This is a genomic window from Amycolatopsis sp. cmx-11-12 (genome assembly GCF_046269425.1).
Lineage (GTDB): Bacteria > Actinomycetota > Actinomycetes > Mycobacteriales > Pseudonocardiaceae > Amycolatopsis.
In genome coordinates this window covers 137,827-161,986 of record NZ_JADNQM010000019.1, presented here as the reverse complement: position 1 = coordinate 161,986, position 24,160 = coordinate 137,827, and the positions used below count along the sequence as shown (strand labels likewise).

Below are 24,160 nucleotides of genomic sequence, written 5' to 3'. Positions count from 1 at the left end.
CGAGAAAATAAGAACGAGGAGACTGTCATGTCTGACAACTCTCCCGTTCCCATCCTTGTGGTGCCCTCGGCAGGATTCGAACCTGCGACACCTGCCTCCGGAGGGCAGTGCTCTATCCCCTGAGCTACGAGGGCGTAGCCGCCTGAGCGACTTCGGAAAGTTTAGCGCATCCCGTCCGGCGTCCTCGCGGGCGGTGGTCGTTAACCGTGGTGATGGTCCACGAGGCGGGCGAGGAGCCGGGTCAGCTGCTCTCGTTCGGCGGGTTCCAGTGGTGCGAGGAAGACGTCTTGGGTCGCCCTGACCTGGTCTTCGAGGTGCTGGAGCCGCTGGACGCCGGTGCTGGTGAGGGTGATCAGGTTGCGCCTGCCGTCGGCGGGGTCGGGGGCGCGCTCGACGTGGCCCGCGTCGGCGAGTTCGTTGATGACGGCGACGACGTCGCTGCGGTCGATACCGGTGGATCGGCTCAAGGTCGCCTGGCTCGACGGGCCGTTCTCGTCGATGGCCGCCAGGATCCCGTAGTGGTACCGGCGGGCGCCGCTGCGGGCGAACTCGTCCATCGCGAGCCGGTGGGCCACGGTGGCGGCCTGGTTGACCAGCCAGCTGGCCTTGCTGCGAAGCCGGACGGGTGCGGTACTCATCGGGACAGCGTAGCGTTGGTGACACCAACGAAATGGGGAGGACGTCGTGATCGAGCCGTTCGAGGTGCGGATCCCCGAGTCCGCCATCGCCGACCTGCGAGCCCGGCTGCGCGCCACCCGCTGGCCCGAACCGGCCACTGTGGACGATTGGACGCAGGGTGTCCCGCTGGAGTTCGCGCGGGAGCTGTGCCGGTACTGGGCCGAGGACTACGACTTCGGTTTGGCCGCACGGGTCAACGCTTTCCCGGGATTCAAGACCATTGTGGACGGTCTTGGCATCCACTTCCTGCACGTCCGTTCGCCGGAGCCGGACGCGACCCCGCTCGTGCTCACGCACGGCTGGCCGGGGTCGGTCGCCGAGTTCCTCGACGTGCTCGGCCCGCTGGCCGATCCCGCCGCGCACGGGGGTGACCCCGCAGACGCGTTCCACGTCGTCGCGCCGTCGCTGCCGGGATTCGGCTGGAGCGACAAGCCGTCGTCGACGGGATGGAACGTCGAGCGCATCGCGCGGGCTTGGGACGAGCTGATGGGCCTGCTCGGCTACGAGCGCTACGCCGCGCAGGGTGGCGACTGGGGTGCCGGGGTGACGAACGCGCTCGCCAAGGTCGCACCGGAGCGGTTGATCGCCGTCCACGTGAACATGGCGAGCGTCCCGTACGACGAGGCGAAGCTGGGTGAGCCGACGGCGGAGGAGAAGGCGGCTCTCGGCGATCTGACCCGGTTCCACACGGTCGGGTCCGCGTACTCGCGGCAGCAGGGCACCCGCCCGCAGACGGTCGGCTACGGGCTCACCGATTCGCCGGTGGCGCAGGCGACGTGGATCGCCGAGAAGTTCCGGGAGTGGACCGACAACGACGGCTCGCCCGAGAGCGCGCTGTCCTGGCGGCAGATGCTCGACGCGATCTCTGTCTACTGGTTCACCGAGACGGCGGCCTCGTCGGCGCGGATCTACTGGGAGAACAAGGAGCGGGACGGCTCCGCGATTGAGGTTCCTTCGGGTATCTCGATCTTCCCGCACGAGATCGTCCGGCCGTCCCGGCGCTGGGCGGAGCTGCGCTACACCGATCTTCGCTGGTACGAGGTGTTGGCCAAGGGCGGTCACTTCGCCGCGTTCGAGCAGCCCGAGGTCTTCGTCGGCCAGTTGCGGGGGTTCTTCCGGTCGCTTCGGTAGCGGTGCGTGTCGGTTTCAGGTTTCGGGAAGGCCCTCCTGGGGGATGGCTTCCTTGTGTGGCTTAAGACATGGTGAACTTAGGCTCACCTGTATTGCACATATGCGCATGTGACAATATATTCGGCCTGTCGACTTCACGAGAGGCGGAGCAATGGGTCACGGGCACGGGCATGGGACGGCGTCGCCGTCGAGCGCGTCAGGCCGCTACCTCAAGAGCCTGACGATCGCCCTGGTCATCGGCGCCGGCTTCATGGTCATGGAGTTCATCGTCGGGTTCGCCACGGGTTCGCTCGCGCTGATCTCCGACGCCGCGCACATGTTCACCGACGTCCTAGGTGTCGGGATGGCGCTGGCGGCGATCATGCTGGCCAGGCGCAGCGGCCCGACGCTTACCCGCACGTTCGGGTTCTACCGGGCCGAGGTGCTCGCGGCGCTGGGCAACGCCATCCTGCTGTTCGGCGTCGCTGGTTACGTCCTGGTCGAGGCCATCGGGCGGATCAGCGACCCGCCCGCGGTGCCCGGCCTGCCCGTGCTGCTGGCGGCGGCCGCGGGCCTGGTCGCGAACATCGTCTCCTTCCTCGTCCTGCGCAAGGGCGCCGAGGAGAGCATCAACGTCCGGGGCGCGTACCTCGAAGTCCTCGCCGACCTGATCGGCTCCGTCGGCGTGTTGCTGAGCGGCGCGATCACACTTCTGTTCGGCTGGCGCTACGCCGACCCGATCATCGGTGTCGCGATCGGACTGTTCGTCCTGCCTCGCACTTACGCCCTCGCCCGCCGCGCGCTGCGGATCCTGTTCCAGCACGCGCCGAAGGGGGTCGACGTCGCCGGGATCCAGACCGAACTGGGTGCGCTGAAGGGCGTCGAGGACGTCCACGACCTGCACGTCTGGACGCTGACTTCGGGTATGGAGGTCGCTTCGGCGCACCTCACCATCGCGCCGAGCGTCGAGCAGGCCGCGGTGCTGACCGAGGCGCAGAACCTTCTGGCGGACCGCTACTCCATCGAACACGCGACATTGCAGATAGAAGTGCCCCAGTGCGCGCGACGCTGCCAGGAACTCTCCTGGTAGGTCCCGCGTCGTGAGACCGGGTCAGGAGGGCGCGCCGTTGCCCTTGCGCCAGTAGTCGGAGGACTGGGTCAGGAAAAGGCCCTGTCCCTGGCCGACCCACACCACGATATTGCGGTTCGGATAGTCGTACGCGGTGGTGACGAAGCAGTCGGTGAGCACGGTGTCCGGCGCGGCCAGGGCCAGCGCGACCCCGACGATCGCCTGCTTCGCGCGCTTCTTGGTTTCCTGGAACAGGGCGCCATAAAGTGACCCAGCATGATTTCAGTGACGAGTGGAAACATTTCGCCGTATGCGTGAATGTGTTTCCCGGAATGCTGAGCCCCTGTGCGCTGCCCCCAAGCGGTGCAGTTCGACGCTACTGGTGTTTATTACCGGCCGTATCGGCCGATGAGGTGAAGGCCTCCTTGCCTACCCTGAAGGTCAAGGTCCCGGCAAAGTCGAGATCTTGCAGTTCAGGCGGCTATTCGCCGCCTGCGTGAGGCTGACGGTGAAGGAATGGGGACGTTGAGTGTCCCCATTCCTTCACCGTCAGCGGGCACACCGGTTGCGGAGCCCCCTGAGCGGGGAAGAATCCGGACGTTCAACGTCCGGAATCCTCCCCGCTCGACCCTTGCGAGCACCAGCGATGCCAAGCCCGGATCACCAAGAGCAGCACTGATCAGCAGCTCTGCGACTTTGCCGGGACCCTGCCCTGAAGGTAGGGAAAGAGTCCTTCACTACCCGCCAACCGGCGCAACATCGTTGGCTTCCGGCCAGATAGTCCGACTTGCCACTCACGATCCACGTCCAGCTATCGCCGCTTCAGGACACGAGAACGCCCGCGGTCAGTGCCCCCAATGCCGCCTAGCCCCACCAGCCACAACGAGGGCGCGTGAAGGCCCCCTTCCCCCGGCTCAGCCGAAGAAACTCGACCTTCACACCTACCCAAGTACATGAAGGCCCCCTTCCTTGCGCCTAGCGCAAGGAAGGGGGCCTTCATGTACCTCTGGCGACCAGGCGCGTAACCGTGCCTACCGCTCGCGGAGAAGGTCAGGGGGGCGGCAGCGGCTGGGCGCCGCGGGACGAAAGCATGCGCTGCATCAGGTCCGCTTCCGGGCCCTGTGAGGCCAGGATGCTCGTGACCAAGGCTTTCAACGCGGGCAGGCCGGAATGCTGCTGCGCGTACTCCGCCATCGCTGTCCCACCCTGGTGGTGCCGGAGCATCAGCTGCAGGAAGAAGACATCCAGTTCCTTGCCTTGCAGCGAGCGCAGTTTGGTCAGTTCGGCGGTGGTGGCCATACCGGGCATGAGGGCGCCGTCGGACGGTGTCCGCGCCGTCTGCCCGTGCCCGGAATGGCCGGACATCGGTTCGGTCATCCAGGCCATGGAGGCGCCGGTCGCCTGCTCCGGCTGGTCCCAGAGCATGAGCCAGCCCTTCATCCTGCCGATCTGCTCGGTCTGCGTGCTCTGGATGTCGAACGCGAGCTGCTCGACCTGTGCGTCGGTCGAGTGGTCGCGGGCCCAGTTCGCCATGGTGACCGCTTGGAGGTGATGCACCGACATGTCCTGGGCGAACCCGACCTCGACCGAATCGCGGGCAGGCGTGACGGCTGGCGGTTCGTTGTCGATCAGCCGGGACAGGAACGCGCCCAGCCCGACGCCGAGGATGAGGACGACGACGAGCGCGGCCCCCACCACCAGCCACCGACGGGTCGGGGAGGACGGGGTTTCCGTCCCGGCCTCCCCGACATGGTCGAGGTCGGAGTCCACCTGGCTCACTTCGAGGCGGGCGCGGACGGCGACGGCGGGACCTGGGACTGCGAACCGAGCTGGTCCTGCGCGGTGCCCGCGGTGCCCTTGTAGTCCATGGGCTTGGCGTCAGGTCCGGGCGGAGTCGGGTCGAACGGCGGCTCGTCCTCCGGGGCGATCGAGGAGTCGCAGGAGGCACCGATTTCCGGGTAGACGCCGTTCGGGTTGCTGCGCAGCGCCGCGATGAACTGGTCGATCCGCGTGTCGTCGGCGTTGTCCAGCTTCAGCTGGTGGCCCCACGACTGGAGCGAGATCGGCTTGTCGAGCCCGGGGTAGGGCGACATCACGGTGTACGGCTTGCCTTCGACGCGGACCTTGAGCAGGTCCAGCGCGGTCCCGCTCACCTGCTCCGGATTGTAGGCGATCCAGACGGCGCCGTGCTCGAGGCCGTGGACGAGCTTCTCGGTGCGGATCGCGTTCGGATATACGACGCCGCTGCAGGAGGCCCAGCTGTCGTCGTGCGGGCCGCCGTAGGGCGGGGTCTTGTCGTAGGCCACCCGCTCGGTCGCCCTGACGTGCGCGCCCGCGGAATAGGTCGCGGTGACGACCCCGGGGATCCGCTTGGAGGGATCCGGGTCCTGCTGCGAAGGCGCGAAGGCGGCCGCGGCCTCTTCACGGGTCTTCTGCTCGCGCTTCGGCGCCGAGGCGACCATGTAGTAGGTGACCACCGAGGCAGCCAGGACGACGATCGCGACGACCGCGATGATCGTGCCCCAGGGCGTGCCCTTCTTGGACACGACGGAACTGCGGGCCGCCTTCATGGCGTTCTTCGACGACGCGCCCTTTTTTCTGGTTGTCCCGTTAGCCATGGCTCCTGCGTTCTCCGAAGGGGGGTGGTCCCTGCGCGGGCCAGTGTAGAGACCGCGCGTCTGATCACCGTGAACGCATCGGATGATCACCGGCTTGGCTCACACCTTCCGGCGGTCGCTGCGAAGCCCGGACCAGCTGACACCTAGAATTCCGCGAGTGACTCCCGCAGCTCTCGCCGACCTGGTCCGTAACTCAGCCGTGCAGGTTCTCACCGCGCGCGGTCTCGACGATTCCGTGCTGCCGGAGAAGGTGACGATCGAACGTCCCCGCAACCCCGAGCACGGCGATTACGCGACCAACCTGGCGTTGCAGGTGGCCAAGAAGGCGGGGATGAAGCCCCGCGACTTCGCCGACGCGCTGGCCGAGGCCCTCGCCGCTGCCGACGGCATCGATTCGGCCGAGGTCGCCGGGCCGGGCTTTCTCAACCTGCGGCTCGCCGCCGACGCGCAGGGCCAGATCGTCCAGCAGGTCCTCGACGCCGGCGAGAAGTACGGCCTCGGCGACGAGCTGGCCGGGGTCAAGATCAATCTCGAGTTCGTCTCGGCGAACCCGACCGGCCCGATCCACCTCGGCGGCACCCGCTGGGCCGCGGTCGGCGACGCGCTGGGCCGGGTGCTGTCCGCGCAGGGCGGCCTGGTCACCCGCGAGTACTACTTCAACGACCATGGCGCGCAGATCGACCGCTTCGTCCGGTCCCTGATCGCGGCCGCCAAGGGCGAGCCCGCCCCCGAGGACGGCTACGCGGGCGGCTACATCAACGACATCGCCGCCGAGGTCATCCGCCAGGAGCCGAGCGCGTTGTCGCTGCCGGACGACGAGCGTGCCGAGACCTTCCGCCGGGTCGGCATCCAGCTGATGTTCACCGAGATCAAGCAGAGCCTGCACGATTTCGGCACCGATTTCGACGTCTACTTCCACGAGAACTCGCTGCACGAGTCCGGCGCCGTCGCGTCGTCGGTCCAGCGGTTGAAGGACTCCGGGAACCTGTACTTCGAGGACGGCGCCTGGTGGTTGAAGTCCAAGGAGCACGGCGACGACAAGGACCGCGTCGTCATCAAGAAGGACGGCAACCCGGCCTACATCGCCGGTGACCTCGCGTACTTCCAGGACAAGCGCAAGCGTGGTTTCGACCTCTGCATCTACATGCTCGGCGCGGACCACCACGGCTACATCGCCCGGCTGAAGGCCGCCGCGGCCGCGTTCGGTGACGACCCGGCCGTGGTCGAGGTGCTGATCGGCCAGATGGTCAACCTGGTCGCCGACGGCAAACCGGTCCGGATGAGCAAACGCGCGGGCACCGTGATCACAATGGAGGACCTCGTCGGCACCGTCGGTGTCGACGCGGCCCGCTACGAGCTGATCCGCTACTCGGTCGATTCCACCCTGGACATCGACCTCGACCTGCTGCGCAAGCACTCCAACGACAACCCGGTCTACTACGTCCAGTACGCCCACGCGCGGCTGGCCTCGTTGCAGCGCAACGCTTCCGACCTCGGCCTCAAAACCGATGGCGATGTCGACTTCGGTTTGCTTACGCTGCCCGCCGAGGGTGACCTGATCCGCACACTCGGCGAATTCCCCACCGTCCTCCGCCGGGCGGCGCAGCTGCGCGAACCGCACCGCGTCGCCAGGTACCTCGAAGAACTCGCCGGCGCCTACCACAAGTGGAACGCCGTCGGCCGGGTTCTGCCGAAGGGCGACGAGGAGACCACCCCGCTCACGTTTTCCCGGCTCGCGCTCTGTGAGGCCACTCGCCAGGTGCTGGCGAACGGCCTCACCGTGCTCGGTGTCTCTGCTCCGGAACGGATGTAATCGATGGCTCACCCCGCGGGCCCCCGCCACGCCGACGTCTACCCCCACGCCGACGCCTCCGGTTTCCCGCCGTCGAGTCCCGCGGAACTCGACCGGCTGTACCCGAAAGTCTGGCCCCGCAACACCTTCCGCGGCGGGGACGGCGTCGTGCGCATCGCGGGCGTCGACGTCCGCGAACTCGCCGAGCAGTACGGCACGCCGCTGTTCGTCGTCGACGAGGCCGACTTCAAGTCGCGCTGTGCCGATTACGCCGAGGCGTTCGACGACCCGGCGCTCGTGCACTACGCGTCCAAGGCGTTCCTGTCCATCGAGATCGCCCGCTGGGTGGCCGAGCAGGGGCTGAGCCTGGACGTGTGCAGCGGTGGCGAACTCGCCGTCGCGCAGCGCGCGAACTTCCCGGCCGAGCGGATCACCTTCCACGGCAACAACAAATCGCTCGCCGAACTCGAAGCGGCCGTGGAGGCCGGTGTCGGCACCGTGGTGGTCGACTCCTATTACGAGATCGCGCGGCTGGCCGACGTCGCCGCCCGGCACGACGTCACGCAGAACGTGCTGATCCGGGTCACCGTCGGCGTCGAGGCGCATACCCACGAATTCATCGCGACCGCGCACGAGGACCAGAAGTTCGGTTTCTCGCTGGCTTCCGGTGACGCGGCGGAGGCCGTGCGCCGCGTGCTCAACGCGCCGTCGCTCAAGCTGGTCGGTCTGCACAGCCACATCGGTTCGCAGATCTTCGACGCCGACGGCTTCGAGGTCGCCGCCCGCCGTGTGGTCGGCCTGTTGGCCGAACTGGCCAAGGAGCATGGCACCGACCTGCTCGATCAGATGTCCATCGTCGACCTGGGCGGCGGTTTCGGTATCGCTTACACCGACAAGGACAACCCGCCGCCGCCTGCGCAGATGATCACGCAGATCCGCGAAATGGTCCGCAAGGAATGCGAGTACGCGGGCCTTCCGGTGCCGAAGATCGCCGGTGAGCCCGGCCGCGCCATCGCGGGCCCCGGCACGATCACGTTGTACGAGGTCGGCACCATCAAGGACGTCTCGCTCGGTGACAAGGCCGCCCGGCGTTACGTCAGCGTCGACGGCGGGATGAGCGACAACATCCGCACCGCGCTCTACGACGCGGTGTACGACTGCCGTCTCGTTTCCCGCTCCGCCGACGACGACGGGGACGGCCAGGCCACCGCCGCGCTGTCCCGGGTCGTGGGAAAACACTGTGAGTCCGGCGACATCGTCGTCCGGGACTGCTGGCTCCCCGACACTCTTGCTCCCGGCGACCTGCTCGCCGTGGCGGCCACCGGGGCGTATTGCTACTCGATGGCCAGCGGGTACAACCGGCAGCCGCGGCCCGCGGTGGTGGCCGTGCGCAACGGCAGCGCCCGCGTGCTGCTGCGGCGGGAGACGACGGACGACATGCTGCGCCTGGAGGTCTAGCAAGTGTCTACTGTGGACGGACGCGTGATCAGGGTCGCTCTGCTCGGCTGCGGGACGGTCGGCGGTGAGGTCGTCCGGCTGCTCACCGAGCAGGCCGAGGAGTTCGCCGCCAGGGCCGGCGCCAGGGTGGAGCTGGCGGGCATCGCGGTGCGGCGCCCCGACAAACACCCCGAGCTGCCGCCGGAACTGGTGACCTCCGACGTGACGAAGCTCGTCACCTCCGACGACGTCGACGTGGTCGTCGAACTCGTCGGCGGGATCGAGCCGGTGCGGCAGTGGCTGCTCGACGCGCTGAAGGCCGGGAAATCCGTTGTCACGGCCAATAAGGCGCTGATGGCGGAGCATTCCGCGGAGCTGTTCGAGGCCGCGGACGCGTCCGGCGTGGACCTGTACTTCGAGGCGGCCGTCGCCGGGGCGATCCCGTTGCTGCGCCCGCTGCGCGAATCGATGGCAGGCGACCGCATCACCCGCGTGATGGGCATCGTCAACGGCACCACCAACTTCATCCTCTCCGCGATGGACCAGACCGGTGCGGGCTACGCGGAAACGCTCGAAGAGGCCAGCAGGCTCGGATACGCCGAGGCGGATCCGACGGCCGACGTCGACGGCTACGACGCCGCGTCCAAGGCCGCGATCCTCGCCTCGCTCGCGTTCCACACCCGGGTCACGGCCTCCGACGTGCACCGTGAGGGCATCGCCGACGTCACCGCGTCGGACCTCGCCGCGGCGAAAGTGCTGGGCCGCACGGTGAAACTGCTCGCCATCTGCGAACGCGTCACCTCCGACGACGGCGCCGAATCCGTTTCGGCGCGCGTGCATCCGGTGATGATCCCGCGCGGGCACCAGCTCGCCGGGGTCAGCGGTGCGTACAACGCCGTCTACGTCGAGGCCGACGCCGCCGGTGAGCTGATGTTCTACGGTCAGGGCGCCGGTGGCGCGCCGACCGCGAGTGCCGTGCTCGGCGACCTCGTCGCGGTGGCTCGAAACCGGGTCGTCGGCGGCCGTGGCCCGCGCGAATCCGCGCACGCCGCGCTCCCGGTCAGGCCGATGGGCCAGACGCCGACGCGATACCACGTCAGTCTCGACGTGGCCGATCGAGCGGGCGTGCTCGCCCAGGTGGCCCAGGCGTTCGCCGGGCACGGTGTCAGCATCGCCGCGGTGCGGCAGCGCGACGCCAACGACACGGCCAGCCTGGTCGTGGTCACCCACCTGGCGCCGGACGCCGCTTTGCGGTCCACTGTGGACGACATTGCGAAACTCGACGTGGTGAACCAGGTCGTCAGTGTGATGCGTGTGGAAGGCGAAGACCAGTGATTCCCCAACCATGGCCAGGAATCATCCAGGCCTACCCCGACCGGATCCCGGTCCCTTCCGGCGCGAAGGTGATCACCCTCGGCGAGGGCAACACCCCGTTGTTGCCCGCGGCGCACCTGTCGGAACTCACCGGCTGCGAGGTCTACCTCAAGGTCGAAGGCGTGAACCCGACCGGGTCGTTCAAGGACCGCGGGATGACCGTCGCCATCACGCACGCGCTCGCCAGCGGGCTCAAGGCGGTCATCTGCGCGTCCACCGGCAACACGTCGGCGTCGGCCGCCGCCTACGCGGCCCGTGCCGGGCTCACCTGCGCGGTGCTGGTGCCCCAGGGCAAGATCGCGATGGGCAAACTCGCCCAGGCCGTGCAGCACGGCGCGCGGATCCTCCAGGTGGACGGCAACTTCGACGACTGCCTCGAACTGGCGCAGAAGACCGCGATCGACTACCCGGTGACCTTGGTCAACTCGGTCAACCCGGTGCGCATCGCCGGCCAGAAGTCGGCCGCGTTCGAGATCTGCGACGTACTCGGCAAGGCACCGGACATCCACTGCCTGCCGGTCGGCAACGCGGGCAACATCACCGCTTACTGGGCGGGATATTCCGAGTACGCCGGTGACGGTGTGGTGAAGAACACCCCGCGGATGTTCGGTTTCCAGGCGGCCGGTGCCGCGCCGCTCGTGCACGGCGAGCCGGTGGCCGATCCGGACACCATCGCGACCGCGATCCGCATCGGCAGCCCCGCGTCCTGGGACGGCGCGATGAAGGCGAAGAACGCCTCCGCCGGGCTGTTCGAGGCCATCACCGACGCGAAGATCCTCGAGGCGTACCGGCTGCTCGCCCGCAAGGAAGGCGTGTTCGTCGAGCCCGCTTCGGCGACCAGCGTCGCCGGCCTGCTCGCCACGGCCGCCGACGGACGCCTGCCGAAGGGCTCGACCGTTGTGTGCACCGTCACCGGACACGGCCTGAAGGACCCGGCCACGGCGCTGGAGGGCAACGTCGAGGTCGAGCCGCTCGCCGTCGACCCGACCGCCGTCGCCGCCGCGCTGGACCTGCGATGACGCTGCTCAAGGTCAAGGTCCCGGCGTCTTCGGCGAACCTCGGACCGGGGTTCGACACGTTGGGACTGGCGCTGGCGCTCTACGACCGGGTCGAACTCCAGATCACCGACGCGGGACTCAAGATCGAGGTGATCGACGCCGGCGCGGGCGGCGTGGACGACGTCCCCGTCGACGAATCGCACCTGGTCGTGCGGGCTTTCCGGCGCGGCTGCGAGCACCTCGGCCTCCGGCCGCCCGGTCTGCACCTGCGTTGCTTCAACGCCATCCCGCACGCCCGCGGCCTCGGCTCGTCCGCGGCGGCCGTCGTGACCGGCGTCGCAGCGGCGTACGCGCTGGCTGAGAAGGCCCTGGACGACGACGCGCTGCAACTGGCGGCCGAGTTCGAAGGGCACGCCGACAACGCGGCGGCGAGCCTGCTGGGCGGCTTCGTGGTCGCTTGGAACGAGGGGATGCGGTTCCGCGCCGAACGTCTCCAGCCGCATCACGACATCCGGCCCGTGGTCGCGATCTCGGCGCAGCGGTCCTCGACCGACGCGACCCGCGGCCTGCTCCCCGCCCAGGTCCCGCACGTCGACGCGGCGTTCACAGCTGGCCGTGCGGCGCTCGCGGTGCACGCGCTCACCGCGCGCCCCGACCTGTTGCTCTCCGCTACCGAAGATCGGCTCCATCAGCATTACCGGGCGCTCGGGTATCCGGCGAGCAGCGAACTGGTGCGCGCGCTGAGGGCCGAAGGGGTGGCCGCGGCCATTTCCGGGGCCGGTCCGACCGTGCTGGCGCTGACCACCGACGGAATACTCCCGACGGGTGTCGACGTTACATCCTTCGACGTCACCGAGCTGCCGATCGATCCGGGCGGCGTTCAGGTTGCGGCTCAGTAAAGCCTCGGTCACATGCGACGCCCCACGCCCCGCCACGCGGGGGGTGGTTGTTGCACCCGGCGGTGGCGCGGTCTACGCTCGGGGGCGTTCGATCACCGTGCGTTTCCGCACCCGGTGCCGGTCCAGGTGACCAGTGTCATCCTTGGCCCGCATCCTTCGTTGATCCGCCAGTTCCGCACACCGCCTGGCAAGCGGGAGTGGCGGAGGGACGCAGGCGGGTTCCCGGTTCCGGCGGTGCCGAATTCCGCTTCCTCCGTTTGGAGGAGGCAAACCCCTGTGCTGGAGGCCTTCTAGCTGTGTTCAACACGGCCGAGGAGCTGATCGCCCGTATCGGGGGACAGATACGCCGTTTCGCAATCGGACGCGAACGGCGGTCCGCTGATCCACCTGGAGGCGTGGATCGGTCAGGAAGGACATTTGTGAGCAACACCGATCTTTTGAGCGACGTCGAAGGTGGCGCCGCCGAGTCGAACGGCGTCGTCGCTCCCAAGCGCACGGTCGGCGGATTGACCGGCAAGACCGTCGCCGAACTGCGCTCGATCGCTGGGGACCTTGGCATCGGCGAGACCACCGGTATGCGTAAGGGCGACCTGATCGCGGCCATCCGCGAGCGTCAGGGCAAGACCAAGCGCAAGTCCCCCGCCGCGGCGAGCGAAACGCTTCCGCTCGAGGGGATCGATGCGCCACGGAAGGCTCCCAAGGCCGACGTGCCCAAGACGGCGGCCCCGAAGCAGGAGGCCCCGAAGACCGAAGCGCCGAAGGCGGAAGCCGCCCCGGCCGAAGCCCCGCGCGCCGAGAAGGCCGAAAAGGTCTCGGAGAACGGCTCCGCGCCCGCCGCCGAGCGGCCCGCGCAGCAGGAGAACCAGCAGGACGGCCAGTCGCAGCAGGAAGAGGGCGGCCGCGGCCGTCGTCGCCGCGGCTCCAACCGCGCCGCGGGTTCGCCCGAGCAGGGTGGCCAGCAGCGTGACCGCGGTGAGCAGCGTGAGCGCGGCGACCGCAACGAACGTGGCGACCGCAACGAGCGCGGCGATCGTGGTGAGCGCGGCGATCGTGGTGAGCAGGGCGGCAACCGCCAGGGCAACCGCGACGGCAACCGTGATGGCAACCGCGACAACCGCGGCCAGGACAACCGCCAGCGCAACCAGCAGGGCGGTGGCCAGGACAACAGCCAGCGTCAGGGCCAGGGCCCGCAGGGTGACGACGACGAGGAAGGCGGCCGTCGCGGCCGTCGTTTCCGCGACCGTCGTCGCCGGGGTGCCGGCGGTGGCCGTGAACAGGCCGGTTCGCCCGACACCGAGATCCGCGAGGACGACGTCCTGCTGCCCGTCGCGGGCATCCTGGACGTGCTCGACAACTACGCGTTCGTGCGTACCTCGGGCTACCTCGCCGGACCGAACGACGTGTACGTCTCGCTTTCGCTGGTCCGCAGGTACGGCCTGCGCCGCGGTGACGCCATCACCGGTGTCGTGCGCCAGCCGCGCGACGGCGAGCAGCAGCGGCAGAAGTTCAACCCGCTGGTGCGCGTCGACTCGATCAACGGCCTGGAGCCGGACGAGGCGAAGCGTCGTCCCGAGTTCACCAAGCTGACCCCGCTGTACCCGAACGAGCGGCTGCGCCTCGAGACCGAGTCGCACAAGCTCACCACCCGCGTCATCGACCTGGTGATGCCGGTCGGCAAGGGGCAGCGTGCCCTGATCGTGTCTCCGCCGAAGGCGGGTAAGACCACGATCATGCAGGACATCGCGAACGCGATCTCCACGAACAACCCCGAGTGTCACCTGATGGTCGTCCTCGTCGACGAGCGTCCGGAAGAGGTCACCGACATGCAGCGTTCGGTGAAGGGTGAGGTCATCGCCTCGACCTTCGACCGGCCGCCGTCCGACCACACCTCGGTCGCGGAACTGGCCATCGAGCGGGCGAAGCGCCTGGTCGAGATGGGCCACGACGTCGTCGTGCTGCTCGACTCGATCACTCGTCTGGGTCGTGCGTACAACCTGGCGGCCCCGGCTTCCGGCCGGATCCTCTCGGGTGGTGTCGACTCGACCGCGCTGTTCCCGCCGAAGCGTTTCCTCGGCGCGGCGCGCAACATCGAGAACGGCGGCTCGCTGACGATCTTCGCCACGACGATGGTCGAGACCGGATCCACCGGTGACACCGTCATCTTCGAGGAGTTCAAGGGCACCGCGAACGCGGACCTCAAGCTCGACCGGAAGATCGCCGAGCGGCGCGTGTTCCCCGCGGTGGACATCGCTCCGTCCGGTACCCGCAAGGAAGATCTGCTGCTTTCGCCGGACGAGCTCGCGGTCATCCACAAGCTGCACCGGGTGCTGCACGCGCTGGACTCGCAGCAGGCCATCGACCTGCTGATCTCGCGTCTGCGCAAGACGAAGACCAACCTCGAGTTCCTCATGCAGGTCTCGAAGACGGCCCTCGGCTCGAACGACGACGACTGATCTCTCGGTCTCGAAGTACGGGAAGGCCCCCTTCCTTGCGCCAGGCGCAAGGAAGGGGGCCTTCCCGTACTTCATGCGGCGGAGACTTCATCGCAGCCCGGGAAGGGACGTTATGGGCTCGCTACCAGGGCGGATCGTCGTCTACGGCGTCACCGGTTCGGGAAAGACGACCCTGGCAAGGCGCCTCGCCGAGCGCACGGGGCTGCCGTGGCATTCGGTGGACGACGACCTCGCCTGGGAACCGGGCTGGATCGCCGTGGCCGATGAGGAGCAGCGGCGCCGGATCGCGCGACTGGTCGCCGAAGACCGATGGATCATCGACGGCATGTTCGCCAAATGGCGTGACATCGCACTGCCGAGGGCCGAGCTGATCGTGGCGCTGGACTATCCGTGCTGGGTTTCGCTGAGCCGTCTGGTGCGCCGGACGGTGGTGCGTTGTGTCACCCGTCGCCCAATCTGTAACGGCAACGTCGAAACGCTGCGGGGACTGCTCTCTGGCGACTCGATCATCGTGTGGCACTTCCGGTCCTTCGCCCGCAAACGGCGGATCCTCCGCGGCTGGGACGCGGATCCCGGAGTGCCGGTGGTGCGGCTGACCTCGCCGCGCGCGACAAGGCGTTGGCTGAACCTCGTGAGTGGTGAGGACGGTTAGTGCCGCCGGTGCGCGGATGGCGGTTTCGCGTGTCCAGAGGGACAACGCACGTGCCTGGACGGACAACACGCGGCGGAACCCCTGCCTCGCCGTGTCGTCCATCGGATCACGCGTGTCGTCCGTCCAGTCACGGGACACGACCAGCCCGGAACAAGAACCTCCGGATGCGTGTAATCGCGGGTTCGATCCGTGAAGGTCTTCTCGCGACTGCCCGGTGGCGCCGTGTCGCGAAAGCCACTTTCGGGACATCTGACGTCCCGAAAGTGGCTTTCGCGACACCCCCTGGATGGCGGCCGCGCTCAACGCCTGAGTCCCGCTTCGGCCGGGTTAGAACCGGTCCTCACCATTCACGAGACCAGGTGCTCAGCGGTGCGGAACGGCGGCAGGAGTCCAGCCGCGGTAGTTGTTGAAGTAGTGCACGCTCGACGCGTGGCCGATCTTGCCGCCGATGCTGGAGGCGTAGATCCCGCCGGAGCCGTCGGCGATGCCGACGTGGCCCCACTGGCTGATGTTCCAGTACACGAAGGAGCCCTTCGGCGGCGTCCCGGTCGTGTGCTTCGGGCTCGCGCCGTTCCAGTGCGCGTTGGCCGAGGCCCAGACGCCAGTGGTCCCGTACGCGTTCTCGACGGCCTTCTCGCAGAGGCCCTGGTACGCGGTCGAGCCGGCTTTGTTCTTGAACCACTGGACGGCACCGGCGGGCGTGCCGTCACCGGCGCCCTGGATCGCGAGGTCACCCTCGGGCACCGTGGTGAACGTGCCCGCCGCGGGATTGATGTCGGCGGCGGTGATGGTGGCGCCCGCTTCGGGGGCGGCCGGAGCGGCTCCGGCGACCGGAGCCATGGCGAAGGCCGCGATGGCCAGCGCCGCGACGGACGCGGGCTTCGCCACCTTGGCGAGGATGGTGCGCATGATGCAAACCTCCTGTTGAGTAATATCCAACAGCAGGACGATCTCGTGATCGAGTACAAATTTCGTACAACTCGGCGTCGATAGTTGATTACTCAACGTGTTGGAATACGCCGGGGGAGGGGTGCGTTAACCCCACTGCCAGCGCATCTGGCAAAATCATCCGCTGAAGTCCGGCACCGGTTCACCCCGCTCGGGGACCCGGGGCCAACGAGAGAGGACACCATGAAAAGCGGTATTCACCCCGAGTACGTCGTCACGCACGTGAACTGTGACTGTGGCAACGAATTCACCACGCGCAGCACCAAGACCTCCGGCAACCTCCACGTCGAGATCTGCTCCAACTGCCACCCGTTCTACACCGGCAAGCAGAAGCTCATGGACACCGGCGGCCGCGTCGCGCGCTTCGAGGCTCGCTACGGCAAGCGCAAGAAGGCCGAAGACGCCAAGTAGCTTGATCAACGGCGCCTACCCGCATGTCCGGGTAGGCGCCGTTTTTCATGGTTTTTGCCCGGGCCGTTGAGAGGTGGAGTGGTGGATTCGAGTTCGCTGAAGGGTCTGCTCGAAGAGCACGCCCAGCTGGAAGAGCAGCTGGCCGACCCGTCCGTGCACGCCGATCAGACGCGCGCGCGCAAGCTCGGCCGCCGTTATGCGGAGCTGAGCCCGGTCGTCAAGACCGTCCGAGAGCTCGACACCGCCCGCGACGACCTTGAAACGGCGAAGGAATTGGTATCGGAGGACGCGACCTTCGCGGCCGAGGCCGAGGAGATCTCCGCCAAGATCCCCGTGCTCGAGGCCAAACTCACCGAGCTGCTCCTGCCGCGCGACCCGTACGACGGTTCCGACGTGGTCATGGAGATCAAGTCGGGTGAAGGCGGCGAGGAGTCGGCGCTGTTCGCCGGCGACCTGCTGCGGATGTACCTGCGCTACGCCGAACGTCACGGCTGGAAGGCCGAGGTGCTCGACTCGGTCGACTCGGACCTCGGCGGATTCAAGGACGTCACCGTGTCCATCAAGAGCCGTTCGGCCGCTGTCGACGGCGTCTGGGCGCGGTTGAAGTTCGAGGGCGGGGTGCACCGCGTGCAGCGCGTGCCCGCCACCGAATCGCAGGGCCGCATCCACACCTCCGCGTCCGGCGTGCTCATCTACCCCGAACCGGAGGACGTCGAGGTCGAGATCGACCCGAACGACCTGCGGATCGACGTCTATCGTTCGTCCGGCCCCGGCGGCCAGAGCGTGAACACGACCGACTCGGCCGTGCGCATCACGCACCTTCCGACCGGTGTGGTCGTCTCGTGCCAGAACGAGAAGTCGCAGATCCAGAACCGAGCCCGCGCCTTGCAGGTGCTTCAGGCCCGCCTTCAGGCGATCGCCGAGGAAGAGGCCGCCGCGAAGGCGTCGGACGCGCGTCGTTCGCAGGTCCGGACAGTCGACCGCTCCGAGCGTGTCCGCACCTACAACTTCGCCGAGAACCGCATCGCCGACCACCGGGTGAACTACAAGGCGTACAACCTGGACCAGGTCCTCGACGGCGACCTCGACGGCGTGCTGGACGCGCTCATCACCGCGGACCGCGAAGAGCGTCTCTCCGCCCACGCCGGCTGACGGCCGATGCCGGACGACATCATCCTCGATGCCACCGATCCGTCGTATCCGTAGTTCTGGTGGAACGTTTCGAGTACCGCGATCTCACGCTGCTCGGGACCGCGCGTTCGAGGGCGTGCCCCGGAACTGGACCCGTGGGTGCTGGATGTCTTGCTGGAGAACGCTTCTTCGCCCGGCCTCAGACGAGACTCGGTCAGTTCGTGGACCAGCAGCCGTTCACCGCTCAGCGGCGCACCGACGCGGAACCGGTTGGCGTATCTCGCTGGCAAAGGGAAGGCCCGCTAACCGGGTTCCGTGGTGAACGGGTCGTCTTCCAGTCCGGTGTGGATGGCCCGGACTGACATGCCCACGTCGGAAAGCCGGCCGGTCACCTCGTTCTCGACCCGGCTGAGCGCTTCCTGGCCGGTCTCTCCGGCGCCTGCCGGGAATGCCGACAGCAGCACCGCTTCGCAGGGCCCCGCGTCCGTGCTGATCCTGATCAGCGACGCCGAAAGGTCCGTCGCGGTCGCCCCGCACAGACGTACGGCGGTCTGCAGGTCGCCGGTGGGAACGTAAAGGTGCACCCGCGAGATGACGTCGGTTTCCGCCCGCGGTGTGAAATCATGCCGGGGAACGTGCGCCGGCTCGCGCGGGTCGGTGCCGCCGAAGGTCGTCATGAGCGAATAGAGCGTGTAGCCGTCAGCCTGGGTGTCGTTGGCGTCGTAGCTACCGTACTGGCAGGTCTCCGGCGTGCCGCGAATCACGAAGAACTCCGCGTTCAGCCCGAAGTGGAAAAGCGCCGGTACTGCGGCACGCTGCAGGGTTTCGGCAGGCTCCTCGTCGTCCGCCGGTGGTGTGCGATAGCCGACGGAGACCGAGTAACCCTTCCAGCCACCCTCCGGGTCTGCCCGGCAGATCTCCAGCTCGGTGGCCTCGAACTCGCCGATCAGCCGCTCGCCCAGCTCGATGGCCGCCGCGAAATCGTCCGTCTCGATATTCGCGGATATCCGCGTGACGGCTTCCGTTTCTCGGAGATCCATGGCTGTTTCGCGAGCCCTTCGGCGACGACGGATGCGCCCAGCTTACGGGCGCCAGGAGCGGTTGGCCGATCGGGCCGGGCGTGTTCACGTTCGCCGTGCGCGTGGTGGATCGCAGTGATCCACCACGCGCACGTGGCGCCTATTCAGGAAGAACGTTGATCTTCCTCGGCTTTCGATGTGAAGTACAATAACTCGAGTTCTTCGCCTTCTCGTGAATTCCTGGTGACGCGAATTCCGGATGCTGCCACGAATCCTTCGGAATTAGCGCCGATCAACTTGACCAGGAGGCGAGGGAAGTGAAGAACCTCAGGGTATCTTCCGTGCTCTTCGACGAAAGTAAACCCGAACGGTGACATGTAGTGACGATCCGATTCAATTCTCTCGACACCGTCGAACAAGACCTGAATGACGTCGTCGCCACTGTCACTGTAACCGTGGAAGAACAATTGCGAGTGACTGAGCGTGTACTGCCACAGGCTGAACGCGCGATCGCTGGACCAGTTCAGGTCGACTGGTTGCTTGTCTGAAGAGATTGGACACCGCCTCCCGGTTGCGTGTGGTGAGCAGTCTACCCGCGGTTCAAGAGCATGTCTTTGTCGGCTGGCCTCCGGTGTTGAACGGATTGACCACTACCTTTCCCTTGCAGTAGAAAATTACTCTGTTCCAGGCTTGTGTCGCATTCCTGATCTCGTTGAGCTCCCAGGCGGTGAGATGTCCATAGTCGGTGAGCGGGTCTCGGCCGATGCCTCCGTTTGCGAATTTGACGGGATCTGGAATGCCGTCGAGATTGAAGTGGATTCTGGTTATGCCATCTGCGATGGCGTCTTTGATGTGTTCGAACCACATTTTCGACCTTGGCCAGTGCTTGTAGGTGGTCGCGCCTATTTCCCAACCGAAAAGTTCCAGTGACGAAATCCCATCGACCGTGTGGTCGCGCCCCAGGGCGATGTCCGTGCAGCCGGTGTTGTGGGCCAGTACGGATTTTGCCCCGGCTGCCACGTAGTAGGTGTGCAGGTCGGCGACGGTGAAATTGAAGACCTGAATCGTTTCGTCGTAGTTTCGGACCGAAGCCACCCGCTCCGAATCCCCTGACGAGTTCCGCAGGTGCGTGCCGGGGCGAAGGTCTTTCGCGACAACCCACGAGCGGGTGTCCTCGTTCCAGAACGGATGCTCATCGGTGGCTCGGAGCACCGCTCCGTCCGCGGAGCCGGCGAGTCGGATTTCGACCAGGTGTTTCAAGCCCTGGCCATTGATCAACTGAGTGACCGGCTTGATCGCCGATCTGCCGGAGGTCGGATCGGTGGCCAGTACCCTGTCGCCGACGCGGATGTCCTTGATCGGCTTTCTGGACATGCCGGAGAGGAGGATCGGGGTGTCAGCAGTGAAACTGTTCTTCTTGCAGATCTTCAAGAGGCCGGCCAGTGCCTCGGCGAGACGCGCTTGCGTTGCCTGCGTCTCCACACTCGACCTCTCAAGCATGGCCCCGACGCGCGAAGCGGTGAGGGCCCCGGCCCCGGCGGCGGTCAACCACGACGTGAACGCTGTTCCTTCGGGAACAATGGACAACGCCAAAAGCCCGCATGGTTCCATGAGCGCGCAAAGTCCTGCGGCTTCGATGCTCGCGACCATGAAGAGGAACTTCGCCGATTCGTCGAGAACGGGCTGCAGGATCGCGAGAGCTTGATCCGCGGCGAAGCTGGGGCTGAGGACATTGAGCAGGCACCCCTGGTGCTTCTCGGTCCCCTTCTTGTAGAGACGCTCGCATTCGGCGCCGTTTGCGAGCATCAGCGTCCGCTTGTCGAAATCGGACGCCGTGATCAGATTTATGCAGTCGTCGTACAACTTCTGCGACATCGCCTTGTACTGCTGGCAGTTCATGCCCTGCTCGAAGGCTGCCTTTCCCCTGGCTTCGTTCACCTTCTTGATGGCGCTGTCAACGGCGTCGCTGGCCGCTGTCGCCGCGTCGCGGGCACTCTTCCCTGCGTCCAAGGCGGCGTTGAACGCGACATACGCGAACCTGAACGCCTCAGCGGCGAAACTGGCCGCTTGACGCTCGGAGGCTGTTGCCCAGGCCGCGGAGCGCGAGGCGTCTTGTGCTGATTCCTTGGCCGAGGTCGCCGCATTGCGAGCGGCCGCGGCCGACTGGGCGGCCTGCGTAGCGGATGCTTCGGCATCACGAGCCGACTTCGCGGCGTTTTGAGCGTAGACCGAAGCTTGAGCCGCATCGGTCTTCGCCTGCTGCGCATAGCCTGCCGCCTCGGCGGCAGCTCCGCGTGCTGTCGCGGCGGTCGCTTGCGCCTCGTTCGCACTCTGTGTCGCGGTTGTCGCGAACTGTGCCGCCCGAGCCAGGTGACCCGCCATCGCGGCGTTGTGGGTGGCGCTGTCCTGGTCCCGTTGCGCCGCGGTGTACTGACCGACCGCCAGGAACTGTTGCAGCATGCCCGCGGAACCGTCCAGCGCTACCTGCGCGGCCGCCTTCAACTCCGGGCCGCTGCCAGGTGAAGCCAGGATCTGGTTCGCCTTGATCCGTTCGTCACTGCTCGAAGCACTGAATTGACCTGTTTTCAGGAACCCGCGCAACGCCTGGCCGGTGCCGGTGTCGAGAGCCTTTTGCGCCGCGGCCTGGAGCGTGGCACTGCCACTTTGCCGAGCGGTGGCGAGGACACGGTTCACCGCGATCCGGTCGTCGTTGTCGCGACCGGGGTAGTCCTGGCTGCGCAAGAACGCCTGTACAGCCGAATCGCTGCCCGCGAGCGCCGCTTCCGCGGCGGTCTTGAACCCCTCGGTCCCGGTGAGGATCAAGTTTCGGAGTGTCGTCCTGTCATCTTGTCCCGCAGCGACGGCGATACCTGCCCGAACGAACTCCATCGCGATGGCGTCATCACCGGCCAAGGCGTCGCCCGCCGCCGTCTTCGTCCATGAGCCACCACCGGTGGACACCAAGGCCATGGCGACCTTGCGAGCTTTGGGAACAGCGACCACGGGATCGGCGTTTTCCGCTGTCGCCTCGGCGATCAGCCGGTTCGTCTCCGCGGTGCGCAGCTCCGCCTGAGTGGCATTCCAGCGGTTGATCACGTTGAGCCGGTCGATCGCCGTGCTCACCGACAGAGCTGTAGTGACATTCTGGTCCGTCTCGACGGCCAGACGTTCCGCATCGGCGGTTCGTGCGGCTTCGTAAACATCCTTCGCCCGGTTGGCCGCCGCGACGGAGGCTTGTGCCGCTTGCGTAGCCGCGTTCGCATGGTTGGTGGCCTGCCGGGCCGCGTCAGTGGCATTACCCGCGTGAGCGGCCGCGTCGTCCGCCGCGTCAGCCGCCGCCCTGGCGTCCGATGCGGCCCGGTTGGCCGCGTCGCGAGCCGTGAACGCCGCTGCTGCGGCGGCTGCCGCGAAGGCACTGGACGCACGCGCCGCACGGTCGGCACGAGCGGCGGCGGCCTGGGCGTCAGCGGCCGCCTTTCGCGCTTTCGCCGCGTTCGCGCCGGCCTTGGCGGCATTGTTGCCCGCGTCTACCGCCGCCCGTGCCGCGTCTGCGGCATTACTGCCTGCCGCGCTGGCGGAATCCGCCGCCACCTTCGCGTTGTTGGCGGCGATACCCGCGTGTCCAGCCGCTTCGGCCGCTTTCTCGGCGCCGACCGCTGCTCCACGTGCCGTTTGTGCTGCGCGGCTGGCATCCCCGGCGTCGACCGCACCGGTGATTGCCGACGCCGCCGCGGAGTATGCCTTCGAGGCAGCGTCGCCGGCCTTGAGCGCAGCCGCAGCCGCGCGAGAAGCGGCCCCTGCCGCTATCCGAGCGGCGGAGCTCGCGGTGTTCGCGGCCCGGATGGCTTCCTTCGCCGCGATCGCGGCGTTGTTGGCGGCCTCGGCGGCCTGCGTCGCAGCAGAGGCGGCCAGCTCGGCATTGCCTTGGGCGTTCGCGCTGGCCACCGCCGCTGCCTGAGCGGCGGCCTTCGCGAGCTCGGCCTCCTTTACTGCGCGAGCGGAGGCGTCTTTCGCGGCTTGAGTCTCTCTTGTCGCCAGTTCGCCCGCGTCTTTGGCGGCATTGGCTAGTTGCTCGATGCTGGCCGCTTCTTCGTCGCGTGATTCGGCTATGGCTCGATCATGATCGAGGAATTGGTTGTAGGCATCGACCGTTCCGACATCCAAGGAACGTTGAGCGATCTTCTTCACTTCCGTGCCGCCGCCGGTGAGGAATTGGTTCACTCGGATCCGGAGGTCGTTCTCGTGCGGCCGCTTCCAGCCTTCTTCCACGAACTTCCGCAACGCCTCGGTGGTGTCGGCGTCCAATGCGGCCTGCGCAGCCTTGCGCACCTCAGGGCCGCCTGCGGCGAACATCTGGTTCACGCGTATGCGCAGGTCCACGGCCGACGGCGTCTGCCAGCCGGTTTTCAGGAATGTCGTCAGCGCTTCCGCGCTGGTCGAATCCAAGGCCAGCTGGGCTGCGGCTTTGGTGGTGGTTCCGCCCGCGGCGAGCATACGATTGACGCTGATGCGCTCATCGAGCTTCATTGCCCGTGATAACTCGGTGGTCAGAAACGCGTGGATCTCCGAGTCGGTTCCGGCAAGGACTCGTGCGGCGGCTGCTTGGACCGTCGGCCCGGCGGCACGCCACAGGGCCACGACCTGAGCACGCTCGCCCACGTTTTCTTCGGCTGCCGGTTCAGGGGTCGCCGTCGCGGGCGGAACAATGGTCAGAGAACCGACAAGTATTGCGCTGACAAGTGTCGAGAATAAGAATTTTGGTCTGCTGTGACGTTTTGCTGAAATCCGCACCGTGAGCTCTCCCCAGGTTGACTTGCGGCGTGACTCGCTGAACGCGTTTCCGCGCCATGGGAATATTTGTGTCGCACTGAATTTGAGCGAGTATCTCCAACGCTACACAGAGCGAGATTCCAGTAAAATGTGATTAGAGTCACATTGCCGTTCGGTAATGGTTCAGTCCTCTAGTCGATAGACCTGGCGGTCGTAGAGCGTGACAACCTGTGGAGATGGGGGAATGTCTTATGAATTTCAGGAACGTGTTGTTGGCCCTGGGGGCTGTGACGATTGCTCTGATTGGCGGTGTCACTGCCGGGCAGTCGAGTCGTTCCGAGGCGCAAGGGGTGACTGACGCGCAAACTTCGTTGGTCGAGAATTTCGCCTATCCTGGCGCGGACGAAATTTTTACGACATATGGGGTAGTACTGATTTCCGGCGACGGACACATCGTGTTCGCCGATTGCGCGACTCCGGCCGAAGGAAATATCGGCCTGATGCGCGTTCGCACGACGGAATCCGTAGGCCAGAACGGCCTGATCTGCTTCAAGGTCCTCGGGGTCACCGGACAGCTGAAGTTGAAGATCCCCGCCGTGTTCGAGATCCGGGGTGACGGCCTGGTGTCCGGCGCGGGACACAAGGCGAAGGCTGAGCTTACGACGGACGCGGGCCTGCGCACGGTCGTCGATGTCAATCCGAGCGGCAACACTCCCGTCGGTGTCGGCGCGGGTCCTGGAAACCAGCCCACCACGCTTCTGCAGCTCGACGTAGTCGGCTGACTCGCTCGTTATCATGATC

The 24,160-nt window shown here is 66.9% G+C and carries 20 protein-coding genes and 1 tRNA gene; 13 read left to right on the top strand and 8 right to left on the bottom strand.

Annotation, left to right across the window (positions count from 1 at the left end; translation table 11 throughout):
* Positions 1 to 58: 58 nt before the first annotated feature.
* Positions 59 to 134, bottom strand: a tRNA-Arg gene (locus ACLARN_RS25265).
* Positions 135 to 200: 66 nt separating this feature from the next.
* A complete protein-coding gene (locus tag ACLARN_RS25260) occupies positions 201 to 638 on the bottom strand; it encodes a MarR family winged helix-turn-helix transcriptional regulator (RefSeq protein ID WP_409493924.1) in 438 nt (145 codons plus the stop codon).
* A 46-nt stretch (positions 639 to 684) separates the two neighbouring features.
* On the opposite strand from ACLARN_RS25260, the gene ACLARN_RS25255 reads away from it, so the two are divergent.
* Together ACLARN_RS25255 and ACLARN_RS25250 are read left to right on the top strand one after the other, a co-directional pair.
* Positions 685 to 1,809, top strand: a complete 1,125-nt coding sequence (locus ACLARN_RS25255; protein WP_409493923.1) for an epoxide hydrolase family protein — start codon at positions 685 to 687, stop codon at positions 1,807 to 1,809.
* Between the two features lie 151 nt (positions 1,810 to 1,960).
* Entirely contained in the window at positions 1,961 to 2,878 is a 918-nt protein-coding gene (locus ACLARN_RS25250; protein ID WP_409493922.1) for a cation diffusion facilitator family transporter, read from the top strand.
* Positions 2,879 to 2,899: 21 nt separating this feature from the next.
* On the opposite strand, the gene ACLARN_RS25245 is transcribed toward ACLARN_RS25250, so the two are convergent.
* The 3 genes from ACLARN_RS25245 to ACLARN_RS25235 all read right to left on the bottom strand — a co-directional run bounded on the left by ACLARN_RS25245 (position 2,900) and on the right by ACLARN_RS25235 (position 5,427).
* Complete coding sequence (locus ACLARN_RS25245) at positions 2,900 to 3,037, bottom strand: hypothetical protein (protein WP_409493921.1); 138 nt, start codon at positions 3,035 to 3,037, stop codon at positions 2,900 to 2,902.
* 870 nt (positions 3,038 to 3,907) lie between these two features.
* Positions 3,908 to 4,627 carry a DUF305 domain-containing protein gene (locus tag ACLARN_RS25240; protein WP_409493920.1) on the bottom strand — a complete coding sequence of 240 codons (720 nt, stop codon included), beginning with the start codon at positions 4,625 to 4,627 and terminating at the stop codon, positions 3,908 to 3,910.
* A gap of 5 nt (positions 4,628 to 4,632) precedes the next feature.
* Entirely contained in the window at positions 4,633 to 5,427 is a 795-nt protein-coding gene (locus ACLARN_RS25235) for a DUF3105 domain-containing protein (protein WP_409493943.1), read from the bottom strand.
* Between the two features lie 205 nt (positions 5,428 to 5,632).
* Between ACLARN_RS25235 and argS the strand changes: the two genes are divergently transcribed.
* The 7 genes from argS to ACLARN_RS25200 all read left to right on the top strand — a co-directional run bounded on the left by argS (position 5,633) and on the right by ACLARN_RS25200 (position 15,080).
* The gene (argS, locus tag ACLARN_RS25230; protein ID WP_409493919.1) at positions 5,633 to 7,288 is read left to right on the top strand and encodes an arginine--tRNA ligase; all 1,656 of its coding nucleotides are present in this window, start codon (positions 5,633 to 5,635) and stop codon (positions 7,286 to 7,288) included.
* A gap of 3 nt (positions 7,289 to 7,291) precedes the next feature.
* Positions 7,292 to 8,725 (top strand): diaminopimelate decarboxylase, encoded by a 1,434-nt coding sequence (gene lysA / locus ACLARN_RS25225; protein WP_409493918.1) that lies wholly within the window; start codon positions 7,292 to 7,294, stop codon positions 8,723 to 8,725.
* Positions 8,726 to 8,728: 3 nt separating this feature from the next.
* Complete coding sequence (locus tag ACLARN_RS25220) at positions 8,729 to 10,039, top strand: homoserine dehydrogenase (RefSeq protein WP_409493917.1); 1,311 nt, start codon at positions 8,729 to 8,731, stop codon at positions 10,037 to 10,039.
* Entirely contained in the window at positions 10,036 to 11,097 is a 1,062-nt protein-coding gene (thrC, locus tag ACLARN_RS25215) for a threonine synthase (RefSeq protein WP_409493916.1), read from the top strand. Before ACLARN_RS25220 ends, thrC begins: the two co-directional genes overlap by 4 nt.
* Positions 11,094 to 11,975, top strand: coding sequence for a homoserine kinase (thrB, locus tag ACLARN_RS25210; protein WP_409493915.1), 882 nt, complete (start codon positions 11,094 to 11,096; stop codon positions 11,973 to 11,975). Before thrC ends, thrB begins: the two co-directional genes overlap by 4 nt.
* Positions 11,976 to 12,394: 419 nt before the next feature.
* Positions 12,395 to 14,428, top strand: a complete 2,034-nt coding sequence (gene rho / locus ACLARN_RS25205; RefSeq protein ID WP_409493914.1) for a transcription termination factor Rho — start codon at positions 12,395 to 12,397, stop codon at positions 14,426 to 14,428.
* A gap of 112 nt (positions 14,429 to 14,540) precedes the next feature.
* Entirely contained in the window at positions 14,541 to 15,080 is a 540-nt protein-coding gene (locus ACLARN_RS25200) for an AAA family ATPase (RefSeq protein ID WP_409493913.1), read from the top strand.
* A 363-nt stretch (positions 15,081 to 15,443) separates the two neighbouring features.
* Here ACLARN_RS25200 and ACLARN_RS25195 read toward each other — a convergent pair whose 3' ends face one another.
* Entirely contained in the window at positions 15,444 to 15,989 is a 546-nt protein-coding gene (locus ACLARN_RS25195) for a CHAP domain-containing protein (protein ID WP_409493912.1), read from the bottom strand.
* A 222-nt stretch (positions 15,990 to 16,211) separates the two neighbouring features.
* On the opposite strand from ACLARN_RS25195, the gene rpmE reads away from it, so the two are divergent.
* On the top strand, positions 16,212 to 16,439 hold the full coding sequence (gene rpmE, locus ACLARN_RS25190; RefSeq protein WP_007028345.1) for a 50S ribosomal protein L31: 228 nt from the start codon (positions 16,212 to 16,214) through the stop codon (positions 16,437 to 16,439).
* An 81-nt stretch (positions 16,440 to 16,520) separates the two neighbouring features.
* Positions 16,521 to 17,591, top strand: a complete 1,071-nt coding sequence (gene prfA, locus ACLARN_RS25185) for a peptide chain release factor 1 (RefSeq protein WP_409493911.1) — start codon at positions 16,521 to 16,523, stop codon at positions 17,589 to 17,591.
* A 281-nt stretch (positions 17,592 to 17,872) separates the two neighbouring features.
* Here the strand turns inward: prfA and ACLARN_RS25180 are convergent, their stop codons facing one another.
* Positions 17,873 to 18,610: a hypothetical protein gene (locus ACLARN_RS25180; RefSeq protein ID WP_409493910.1), complete on the bottom strand. Its 738-nt coding sequence runs from the start codon at positions 18,608 to 18,610 to the stop codon at positions 17,873 to 17,875.
* Between the two features lie 359 nt (positions 18,611 to 18,969).
* Between ACLARN_RS25180 and ACLARN_RS25175 the strand changes: the two genes are divergently transcribed.
* The gene (locus ACLARN_RS25175) at positions 18,970 to 19,137 is read left to right on the top strand and encodes a hypothetical protein (protein WP_409493909.1); all 168 of its coding nucleotides are present in this window, start codon (positions 18,970 to 18,972) and stop codon (positions 19,135 to 19,137) included.
* Positions 19,138 to 19,189: 52 nt separating this feature from the next.
* Here ACLARN_RS25175 and ACLARN_RS25170 read toward each other — a convergent pair whose 3' ends face one another.
* Positions 19,190 to 23,380: a polymorphic toxin-type HINT domain-containing protein gene (locus ACLARN_RS25170; protein WP_409493908.1), complete on the bottom strand. Its 4,191-nt coding sequence runs from the start codon at positions 23,378 to 23,380 to the stop codon at positions 19,190 to 19,192.
* A 230-nt stretch (positions 23,381 to 23,610) separates the two neighbouring features.
* Here ACLARN_RS25170 and ACLARN_RS25165 point away from each other — a divergent pair, with 230 nt between their 5' ends.
* The gene (locus ACLARN_RS25165; protein WP_409493907.1) at positions 23,611 to 24,141 is read left to right on the top strand and encodes a hypothetical protein; all 531 of its coding nucleotides are present in this window, start codon (positions 23,611 to 23,613) and stop codon (positions 24,139 to 24,141) included.
* Positions 24,142 to 24,160 lie beyond the last annotated feature (19 nt).

Coding starts and splice junctions, on each gene's coding strand:
- ACLARN_RS25260 (WP_409493924.1), bottom strand. CDS start 638: ATGAGTACCGCACCCGTCCGGCTTCGCAGCAAGGCCAGCTGGCTGGTC.
- ACLARN_RS25250 (WP_409493922.1), top strand. CDS start 1,961: ATGGGTCACGGGCACGGGCATGGGACGGCGTCGCCGTCGAGCGCGTCA.
- ACLARN_RS25235 (WP_409493943.1), bottom strand. CDS start 5,427: ATGAAGGCGGCCCGCAGTTCCGTCGTGTCCAAGAAGGGCACGCCCTGG.
- lysA (WP_409493918.1), top strand. CDS start 7,292: ATGGCTCACCCCGCGGGCCCCCGCCACGCCGACGTCTACCCCCACGCC.
- thrB (WP_409493915.1), top strand. CDS start 11,094: ATGACGCTGCTCAAGGTCAAGGTCCCGGCGTCTTCGGCGAACCTCGGA.
- ACLARN_RS25200 (WP_409493913.1), top strand. CDS start 14,541: ATGGGCTCGCTACCAGGGCGGATCGTCGTCTACGGCGTCACCGGTTCG.
- ACLARN_RS25195 (WP_409493912.1), bottom strand. CDS start 15,989: ATGCGCACCATCCTCGCCAAGGTGGCGAAGCCCGCGTCCGTCGCGGCG.
- rpmE (WP_007028345.1), top strand. CDS start 16,212: ATGAAAAGCGGTATTCACCCCGAGTACGTCGTCACGCACGTGAACTGT.
- ACLARN_RS25180 (WP_409493910.1), bottom strand. CDS start 18,610: ATGGATCTCCGAGAAACGGAAGCCGTCACGCGGATATCCGCGAATATC.
- ACLARN_RS25165 (WP_409493907.1), top strand. CDS start 23,611: ATGAATTTCAGGAACGTGTTGTTGGCCCTGGGGGCTGTGACGATTGCT.